The following is an 8,419-nucleotide window of genomic DNA, read 5'->3' on the forward strand; positions in this document are numbered from 1 at the left end:
GACGCCGAGATCGACCAGAACTCGCAGCTGCTCGGCTCGACCAGGGTGGGCGCGGGCGCGATCATCGGGCCGGACACGACGCTGATCGACACGACCGTCGCCGAGGGCGCGGTGGTGTTGCGCACGCACTCGATCGGCGCCGAGATCGGGCCGGAGGCGACCGTGGGGCCGTTCTCCTTCCTGCGGCCGGGCACCCGGCTCGCGCGCAAGGCGAAGATCGGCGGGTTCGTCGAGGCGAAGAACGCCGAGCTGGGTGAGGGCGCGAAGGTGCCGCACCTCACCTATGTGGGCGACGCCACGATCGGAGCCAAGGCCAACATCGGCGCGGGCACGATCTTCGCCAACTACGACGGGGTGAACAAGCACCACACCACCGTCGGCGAGGCCGCGTTCGTGGGCAGCGACACCGTGCTGATCGCGCCGGTGGAGATCGGCCCGGGGGCGTACGTAGCGGCGGGCAGCGCCGTCGCCAAGGAGGTGCCGGCCGGCAATCTCGGGGTGACCCGGGCGCAGCAGCGCAACATCGAGGGGTGGACCGAGCGTAAGCGGCCGGGCACGGTCTCGGCCGACGCCGCCCGCCGTGCCGCGGAAGCCGCCGACGAGGAGTGAGCCGTCCCACCCAGTGGCGATGGGCTGGTGTCTTGAACGCGGCCTAGGGTGATACTTCAAGCGAAGATTCCCCCTCGATCCCGGGAGCAGACGAGCCCATGGGCAGCATCGTCGCGGAGAACCGTAAGAGTTTGATGCTTTTCTCCGGACGTGGTTTCCCGGAGCTGGCCGAGGAGATCGGCCAGGTGCTGGGGGTGGCGCCGACCCGATCGGACGCGTACGACTTCGCCAACGGTGAGATCTTCGTACGGTTCAAGGACTCGGTGCGCGGCTCGGACGCGTTCGTGGTCCAGTCGATGACCGCGGGCATCAACACCTGGGTGATGGAAACGCTGATCATGGTCGACGCGTTGAAGCGCGGCTCGGCCAAGCGGATCACCGTCGTCCTGCCCTTCTACCCGTATTCGCGGCAGGACAAGAAGCACCGCGGCCGCGAGCCGATCTCCGCCCGCCTGGTGGCCGATCTGCTGAAGACCGCGGGTGCCAACCGGATCCTCACGGTCGACCTGCACACCGCGCAGATCCAGGGCTTCTTCGACGGGCCGGTGGATCACCTGTTCGCCATGGACGTGCTGGCGCAGCACGTGCAGCGCAAGTTCGAGGGCCGGCCGATGACGGTGGTGGCGCCGGATTCGGGCCGGGTGCGGGTCGCCGAGCGGTGGACCGACCGGCTGGGCGGCTGCCCGCTGGCGTTCATCCACAAGACCCGCGATCCGCTCAAGCCCAACCAGGTGGTGGCCAACCGGGTGGTCGGCGAGGTCGAGGGCCGGGTCTGCCTGGTCGTCGACGACATGATCGACACCGGTGGGACGATCGCGAAGGCGTCCGACATCCTCTACGACTCGGGTGCGGCCGATGTGGTGGTGGCGGCGACCCACGCGTTGCTGTCCGATCCGGCGACCGAGCGGCTCAAGAACAGCCGGATCAGCGAGCTGGTGGTGACCAACACACTGCCGCTGCCGCCGGAGAAGCGCCTCGACAAGATCACCGTGCTGTCGATCGCCCCGCTGCTGGCCCGGGCGATCCGCGAGGTCTTCGACGACGGCTCGGTGACCACCCTCTTCGGGGGCTTGAGCTGAACCGAGCTGAGCTGACGGGTGCAACTTGCACGCAAGGGTTGGATTTTTTGCTGTGGGCGGGGACCGGCTCTTAAGCCGCTGAGAACGGCAGGTAAGCTGGTGCGGTTGCCACGGCGAGGGTGCCCCGTGGGCCGCTGAGTCTCGCGGTCCGTGTGGAGGCGCCGTTATCGACGCGGTGCTCCGGGCCTGTGCCCAGCGCGCCTCCCCCGCCCGGCACCGCCCGCAGCCACCGCCGACCAGCCGCCGCCGAACCACGAATGAGTTTCAGGAGTTTCCCCGTGTCCGAGGTAAAGATCAGCGCCGAGCCCCGCACCGAGTTCGGCAAGGGTGGAGCCCGCCGCACGCGCCGGGCCGGCAAGGTGCCCGCCGTCCTCTACGGTCACGGCGAGAAGCCCCAGCACATCGCTCTGCCGGCGCGGGAGTTCGCCGCGGCCATCCGGCACGGCGGTCTCAACCAGGTGTTCACCATCGACATCGTCGGCGGCTCGGGCACCACTCTGGCCCTGCCCAAGGCGATCCAGCGCGACCCGATCAAGGACACGTACGAGCACGTGGACCTGATCATCGTCAAGCGCGGCGAGAAGGTGCAGGTCGACGTCCCGGTGACGTTCACCGGCGAGGCCGACCGCAACACGCTGCTGGTCACCGAGTCGACGACGCTGGCCGTGGTCGCCGAGGCCATGCACCTGCCGTCCGGCTTCGAGGTGTCGATCGAGGGCCTCGAGGCGGGCGCCCAGATCACCGCCGCCGACGTGACCCTGCCGCAGGGCACCGAGCTGGCCGTCGAGCCCGACTTCGTGCTCGCGATCGTCAGCCAGGCGCAGACCGCCGAGCAGCTCGAGGGCGACACCGGCGAGGCGACCGAGGCCGCGGCCGCCGAGACGGAGGCCGCCGAGGGTGGCGAGGCCGCCGTCGAGGAATCCGCTTCCTGACCCTGGCCGTTGACAACCACCATCAGGGGAAGCGCCGCGCGGCGCTTCCCCTGATGCCGTTTCGAGGAGAGCGACGATGGACGAGCCCTGGCTGGCGGTCGGCCTGGGCAACCCGGGCAAGGAGTACGCGGGCAACCGGCACAATGTCGGCTTCATGGTGGCCGAGCTGATCGCCACGCGGATCGGCGCCAAGTTCGGCCGGTCCAAGCGGGCACACGCCGAGGTCGCGGAGGGCCGGCTGGGGTTCGGCGGTCCGAAACTCATCCTGGTGAAGCCGCTGACGTTCATGAACCTGTCCGGCGGGCCGGTCGCTCAGCTCGTCCAGTTCTTCAAGATTCCGGTGGAGAACGTGCTGGCCGTGCACGACGAGCTGGATGTGCCGTACGGGCAGATCCGGGCCAAGCGCGGCGGTGGTGAGGGCGGTCACAACGGGCTGCGCTCGATGTCCCGATCGCTGTCCACCAAGGAGTACGCGCGGGTCCGGTTCGGCATCGGGCGGCCCCCGGGACGGCAGGATCCGGCGGACTACGTGCTGTCCGATTTCGGTGCCGCCGAGCGCAAGGAGCTGGAGTTCCTGGTCGATCGCGCGGCCGACGTGGCCGAGGCGATCGTGCTCGAGGGTGTCGAGTGGGCACAGAACAAATACCACGCCTCTTGACCTGGTATGGCCAGATTGGATAGATCGTTTAGACCTTTTTGTCCGTCTATCCACGCCGTGACGCTAGTGGCCGTCCGCGCGTTGGTCACGTGAACGCATCACACGGTGCGCGGTCGTCGGCACTACGGGGAGGTTTCGGGTGCAACGGGACCTTTCAGAGGAAGCCCTCGCAGAACCCACGGTGACGCTCCCGACGGTGAGCTCGCGGCTCGATCCGTCCCCTGTGGAGCCACCCGGTCCGAATCATGGCCTGGCGAACCATCCGCCGGCCAATCACGGGCCCCGCACCAGGCGGCCGTCGCCTCGGCACCCGTCGCCGCGGCAGGGCCGCAGCAAGTCCCCGGGGTCGATCCCCTCCAGCCCGCCGCCGGCCGGCGCCGCCGACCTCGGCACGCCGCCGCGGACCGGTGACCTGAACGCGCCGCCCCGGGCCGGATCCGGCGGCCGGGTGCCCGCCGACCGGGCCCGGAACCGGGCCGTCGACCGCCACTGGAGCACATCGCCCAGCAGGTCGATGGCGGCGCGGCCGGCCACCAGACCGTTCGTGCGGGTGCGCGGCCGGCACGCCGCCATGTCCCGCCGGCAGCGGTGGGAACGCAGCTATGTGCGCACCCTCGTCCTGTGCGACCTGTTCGCCGGCGTGGCGGCCGGCGCGGCCACCTTCGGGCTGCGGTTCGGCGACGAGGTGACCTCGTACAACCGCTGGTATCTGCTGCTCTCCGCGCTGCTGCCGATGGTGTTGCTGCTGGTGCTGGCGGTGAGCCGGGCGTACGAGCGACGGTATCTGTTCGTCGGCACGGACGAATACCAGCGCGTGCTCCGGGGCGGGATCGGGCTGATCGGCGGCGCGGCGATGTTCTCCTACGCGCTGGATCTCGACCTCGCCAGGTCGTACGTGCTGGTGGCGTTGCCGACCGCGATAGTCACGGCCGGTGTGCTGCGGTTTGCTCTGCGCAAGCAGCTGCACCGGTCCCGCAGCCGCGGCGAGCGCCTGCGCCGGGTCATCGTCGTTGGACATGAGCTGAGCGTCATCGGCATCACCCGGCAGCTGCGCCGCGAGCGGTACCACGGCCTGGAGGTGGTCGGCTGCTGCTTGCCGCCGCAGCACGACGGCGCGGTGGACCTGCCCGTCTACGGCACCTTCGACGATGTGGCCACCGCGGTCGACGCCGCCGACGCGGACACCGTCGTGGTGCTGAGCTGTCCCGAGCTCGACGGGGTGGTGCTGCGCCGGCTGGCCTGGCGGCTGGAGCGCGACGAGGTCGACCTGGTGGTGGCCAGCGCGCTGATCGACGTGGCCGGCGCGCGGACCACGATCCGGCCGTTCGACGGCCTGCCCATGCTGCACGTCGAGCACCCGCGGCTGCACGGCGGCATCCGGCTGGTGAAGGAACTGGTCGACCGGCTGGGCGCGCTGCTGCTGCTGATGCTCTTCGGCCCAGTGCTGCTGGGGGTCGCACTGTGCGTCCGGATCACCAGTCGCGGACCGGTACTCTTTCGTCAGGTTCGCGTCGGCCGGGACGGCGGCGAGTTCCGGATCTTCAAGTTCCGCAGTATGTATGTCGACGCCGAGGCACGGCTGGCCGAGCTGAGGCACCTCAACGAGCACGACGGTGTGCTCTTCAAAATCCGCGACGACCCGCGGGTCACCCCGGTCGGCCGGTGGTTGCGCAGGTTCTCGCTGGATGAGCTGCCGCAGCTGCTGAACGTGCTGGGTGGGCAGATGTCGCTGGTCGGACCGCGGCCGCCGCTGCCGCAGGAGGTGGCCGCCTACGCCGACGACGTACGCCGGCGATTGGCGGTCAAACCAGGCATGACGGGCCTCTGGCAGGTTTCCGGACGATCGGATCTGTCCTGGGAGGAGGCGGTCAGGCTGGACCTTCGCTATGTGGAGAACTGGTCGCTCAGTTTGGACCTGGTGATCCTCTTGCGGACGATGACGGCCGTGGTGCGCTCGTCGGGAGCGTACTGATCGCCACCGCCGCCTGGCCCTTCGGACGGCGTGGAGAACCCGGACCCCGTCGGGGCTCGATTGTGAGAGGGAGCAGCAGATGAGCGAGACGTCGACGTCGGCGCGCATCAACGGGCCGCGCGACTCCGCTGAGAGTGGCACCCCGCCGGTCATCGACGCGGCGTTCGCCCGCTGGCTCGCCGACCGCGCCGGGCAGGTGCTGCTCCAGGTGCGTGCGGACATGGGGTACGCGGACGGCAAGGCCCTCAAGGCGGCCGGCGACAAGGCGGCCCACCACCTGCTGCGGTCCGAGCTGGCCCGGTGGCGACCCGCGGACGCGGTGCTGTCGGAGGAGGACGACCACGCCCGTGACGCCTGGAGCGAGGGCGAGCGGACCACCTCCCGGCCGGACCGCCTGGGCGCCGCACGGGTCTGGATCATCGACCCGCTGGACGGCACCCGCGAGTTCTCCGAGGAGGGCCGCACCGACTGGGCCGTCCACGTGGCGCTGTGGACGGCCGACTGCTCGAGCCCCAGCTGCCTGGCCGCCGGTGCGGTGGCGATGCCCGCGCAGCACCGCACGATCGCCACGGACCACCCGCCCGCGTACCCTCCGCTGCCCCTGTCGGCCGCCACCGGCGGCCCGATCCGGATCGCCGCGAGCCGCACCCGCCCGCCCGCCTTCGTGACCGCGCTGGCCGACGACATCGGGGCCGAGCTCGTGCCGATGGGATCGGCCGGGGTGAAGATCGCCGCGGTGATCAACGGTGACGCCGACGCCTACGTGCACGCCGGTGGGCAATACGAGTGGGACAGCGCCGCCCCGGTCGCTGTGGCGGCTGCCACGGGCCTGCACGCTTCCCGAATCGACGGGTCTGCGCTGAAATACAACGAGGCGGATCCCAAGTTGCCCGACCTTGTGGTGTGCCGCAAGGATCTGGCACCGAGGCTGCTCGCGGCGTTGCAGCGCCACCTCTAGTAAGAAAGACATCCCCACATGAGTCAGCAGAAGACCTACCGCGTCTCACATCTCGAGGCCCTCGAGGCGGAGAGCATCTTCGTGATGCGCGAGGTGATGGCCGAGTTCGAGCGACCGGTGCTGTTGTTCAGCGGCGGCAAGGACTCGATCGTCATGCTGCATCTGGCGCAGAAGGCGTTCCACCCCGGCAAGATCCCGTTCCCGGTGATGCACGTCGACACCGGGCACAACTTCCCGGAGGTTCTCGAGTACCGGGACACCAGGGTCGCCGCGCTGGGGCTCAGCCTGGTGGTGGCCAGCGTCCAGGAGGCGATCGACACCGGCATGGTGCGCGAGCTGCCGGACGGCACGCGCAACCGGATCCAGACGCCGGTGCTGCTGGCCGCGGTGGAGAAATACCGGTTCGACGCGCTCTTCGGCGGCGCCCGCCGCGACGAGGAGAAGGCGCGGGCCAAGGAGCGGATGTTCAGCTTCCGCGACGAGTTCGGCCAGTGGGACCCGAAAAACCAGCGTCCCGAGCTGTGGTCGCTCTACAACGGCAAGCACCACCCGGGTGAGTCGATCCGGGTCTTCCCGCTCTCCAACTGGACCGAGCTGGATGTCTGGCACTACATCGCCAAGGAGCGGATCCCGCTGCCCGACATCTACTACGCGCACGAGCGCGAGGTGATCGAGCGCGGCGGCATGCTCTACGCGGTCAACGAGTTCTTCAAGCCGAGACAGGGCGAGACCTCCCAGGTGCTGCGGGTGCGCTACCGCACCGTCGGTGACGCGTCGCAGACCGCCGCGGTGCGGTCCGAGGCCGACACGGTCGACAAGGTGATCGAGGAGGTCGCGGCGACCCGGATCACCGAGCGCGGCGCCACCCGCGGCGACGACAAGGTCAGCGAGGCCGCGATGGAAGACCGCAAGCGAGAGGGTTACTTCTGATGTCCCAGGCCATTCTCGAGCCGTCCGGTCTCGAGCCGTCCGATGTCGCGCCCCGGGGCATGGATCTGCTGCGGTTCGCCACGGCGGGCAGCGTCGACGACGGCAAGTCGACGCTGATCGGCCGGCTGCTCTTCGACACCAAGACGATCTTCGAGGACCAGCTCGAGTCGGTCGAGCTGGCGAGCGCGTCCCGCGGTGACGAGTACACGAACCTGGCGCTGCTCACCGACGGCCTGCGCGCCGAGCGGGAGCAGGGCATCACGATCGACGTGGCGTACCGCTACTTCGCGACGCCGCGGCGCAAGTTCATCATCGCGGACACGCCGGGGCACATCCAGTACACGCGCAACATGGTGACCGGTGCTTCGACGGCGGACCTCGCGCTGATCCTGGTGGATGCGCGCAAGGGCCTGGTCGAGCAGTCGCGGCGGCACGCGTTCCTCACCTCGTTGCTGCGGGTGCCGCACCTGGTGCTCTGCGTGAACAAGATGGACCTGGTCGACTGGGACCAGGAGGTCTACGAGCGGATCGCCGACGAGTTCACCTCGTTCGCGGCGAAGCTGGACGCGCCCGACCTCACGGTCATCCCGATCTCGGCGCTGAACGGCGACAACATCGCCTCGCGCTCGGACAACAGCCCGTGGTACGAGGGCCCGTCCCTGCTGCACCACCTCGAGCACGTGCACATCGCCTCCGACCGCAACCTGGTCGACGTGCGCTTCCCCGTGCAGTTCGTGATCCGCCCGCAGTCCACCACGGTCACCGACTACCGCGGCTACGCCGGTCAGGTGGCCTCCGGCGTGCTCAAGCCGGGCGACGACGTGATGGTGCTGCCGTCCGGGCTGACCAGCCGGATCGAGAGCATCGACACCGCCGCCGGCCCGGTGCAGGAGGCGTTCCCGCCGATGTCCGTGACGGTCCGGCTCTCGGACGAGATCGACATCTCGCGCGGCGACATGATCTGCCGGCCGCACAACGCGCCGGCCGTCGCCCAGGACGTCGAGGCGATGATCTGCTGGATGGACGAGACGGCGCCGCTGCGGGTGCGGGGCAAGTACACGATCAAGCACACCACCCGGACGGCGCGGGCGGTCGTCCGCGGCCTGCAGTACCGCATGGACGTGAACACCCTGCACCGCGACGAGACCGCCGACGAGCTGAACCTCAACGAGATCGGCCGGGTGACGCTGCGGACCACGGCGCCGCTCCTGGCCGACGAGTACCGGCGCAACCGCACGACCGGCGGCTTCATCCTGATCGACGAGGCCACCAACCGCACGG

General features: G+C 69.7%; 8 protein-coding genes and 1 pseudogene. 8 read left to right on the forward strand and 1 reads right to left on the reverse strand.

The genetic code is table 11. The annotated features are described in order from the left end of the window. The 4 genes and pseudogenes from glmU to pth form a co-directional block, all read left to right on the forward strand. Window positions 1-609, forward strand: a pseudogene (gene glmU / locus AB0M20_RS15285) (bifunctional UDP-N-acetylglucosamine diphosphorylase/glucosamine-1-phosphate N-acetyltransferase GlmU); the annotation flags it as partial. A gap of 98 nt (window positions 610-707) precedes the next feature. Further along, window positions 708-1,688 (forward strand): ribose-phosphate diphosphokinase, encoded by a 981-nt coding sequence (locus AB0M20_RS15290; protein ID WP_364298416.1) that lies wholly within the window; start codon window positions 708-710, stop codon window positions 1,686-1,688. 278 nt (window positions 1,689-1,966) lie between these two features. Further along, a complete protein-coding gene (locus AB0M20_RS15295) occupies window positions 1,967-2,620 on the forward strand; it encodes a 50S ribosomal protein L25/general stress protein Ctc (protein WP_364298418.1) in 654 nt (217 codons plus the stop codon). Between the two features lie 76 nt (window positions 2,621-2,696). Next, complete coding sequence (gene pth / locus AB0M20_RS15300; protein WP_364298421.1) at window positions 2,697-3,278, forward strand: aminoacyl-tRNA hydrolase; 582 nt, start codon at window positions 2,697-2,699, stop codon at window positions 3,276-3,278. A 273-nt stretch (window positions 3,279-3,551) separates the two neighbouring features. Here pth and AB0M20_RS15305 read toward each other — a convergent pair whose 3' ends face one another. Further along, window positions 3,552-3,812, reverse strand: coding sequence for a hypothetical protein (locus AB0M20_RS15305; RefSeq protein ID WP_364298423.1), 261 nt, complete (start codon window positions 3,810-3,812; stop codon window positions 3,552-3,554). On the opposite strand from AB0M20_RS15305, the gene AB0M20_RS15310 reads away from it, so the two are divergent. The 4 genes from AB0M20_RS15310 to AB0M20_RS15325 all read left to right on the forward strand — a co-directional run. After that, entirely contained in the window at window positions 3,793-5,250 is a 1,458-nt protein-coding gene (locus AB0M20_RS15310; RefSeq protein ID WP_364298425.1) for a sugar transferase, read from the forward strand. The two genes, AB0M20_RS15305 and AB0M20_RS15310, sit on opposite strands and share 20 nt — an antisense overlap. A 79-nt stretch (window positions 5,251-5,329) precedes the next feature. Further along, a complete protein-coding gene (locus AB0M20_RS15315; protein WP_364298427.1) occupies window positions 5,330-6,208 on the forward strand; it encodes a 3'(2'),5'-bisphosphate nucleotidase CysQ in 879 nt (292 codons plus the stop codon). A gap of 18 nt (window positions 6,209-6,226) precedes the next feature. Beyond that, a complete protein-coding gene (gene cysD / locus AB0M20_RS15320; RefSeq protein WP_364298429.1) occupies window positions 6,227-7,138 on the forward strand; it encodes a sulfate adenylyltransferase subunit CysD in 912 nt (303 codons plus the stop codon). Further along, window positions 7,138-8,419, forward strand: a 1,282-nt coding sequence (locus tag AB0M20_RS15325; protein ID WP_364298431.1) for a GTP-binding protein, incomplete at its 3' end; no start/stop codon positions are given. The genes cysD and AB0M20_RS15325, both read left to right, overlap by 1 nt.

Source organism: Actinoplanes sp. NPDC051633 (assembly GCF_040681735.1).
In the GTDB taxonomy this organism is placed as follows: domain Bacteria; phylum Actinomycetota; class Actinomycetes; order Mycobacteriales; family Micromonosporaceae; genus Actinoplanes.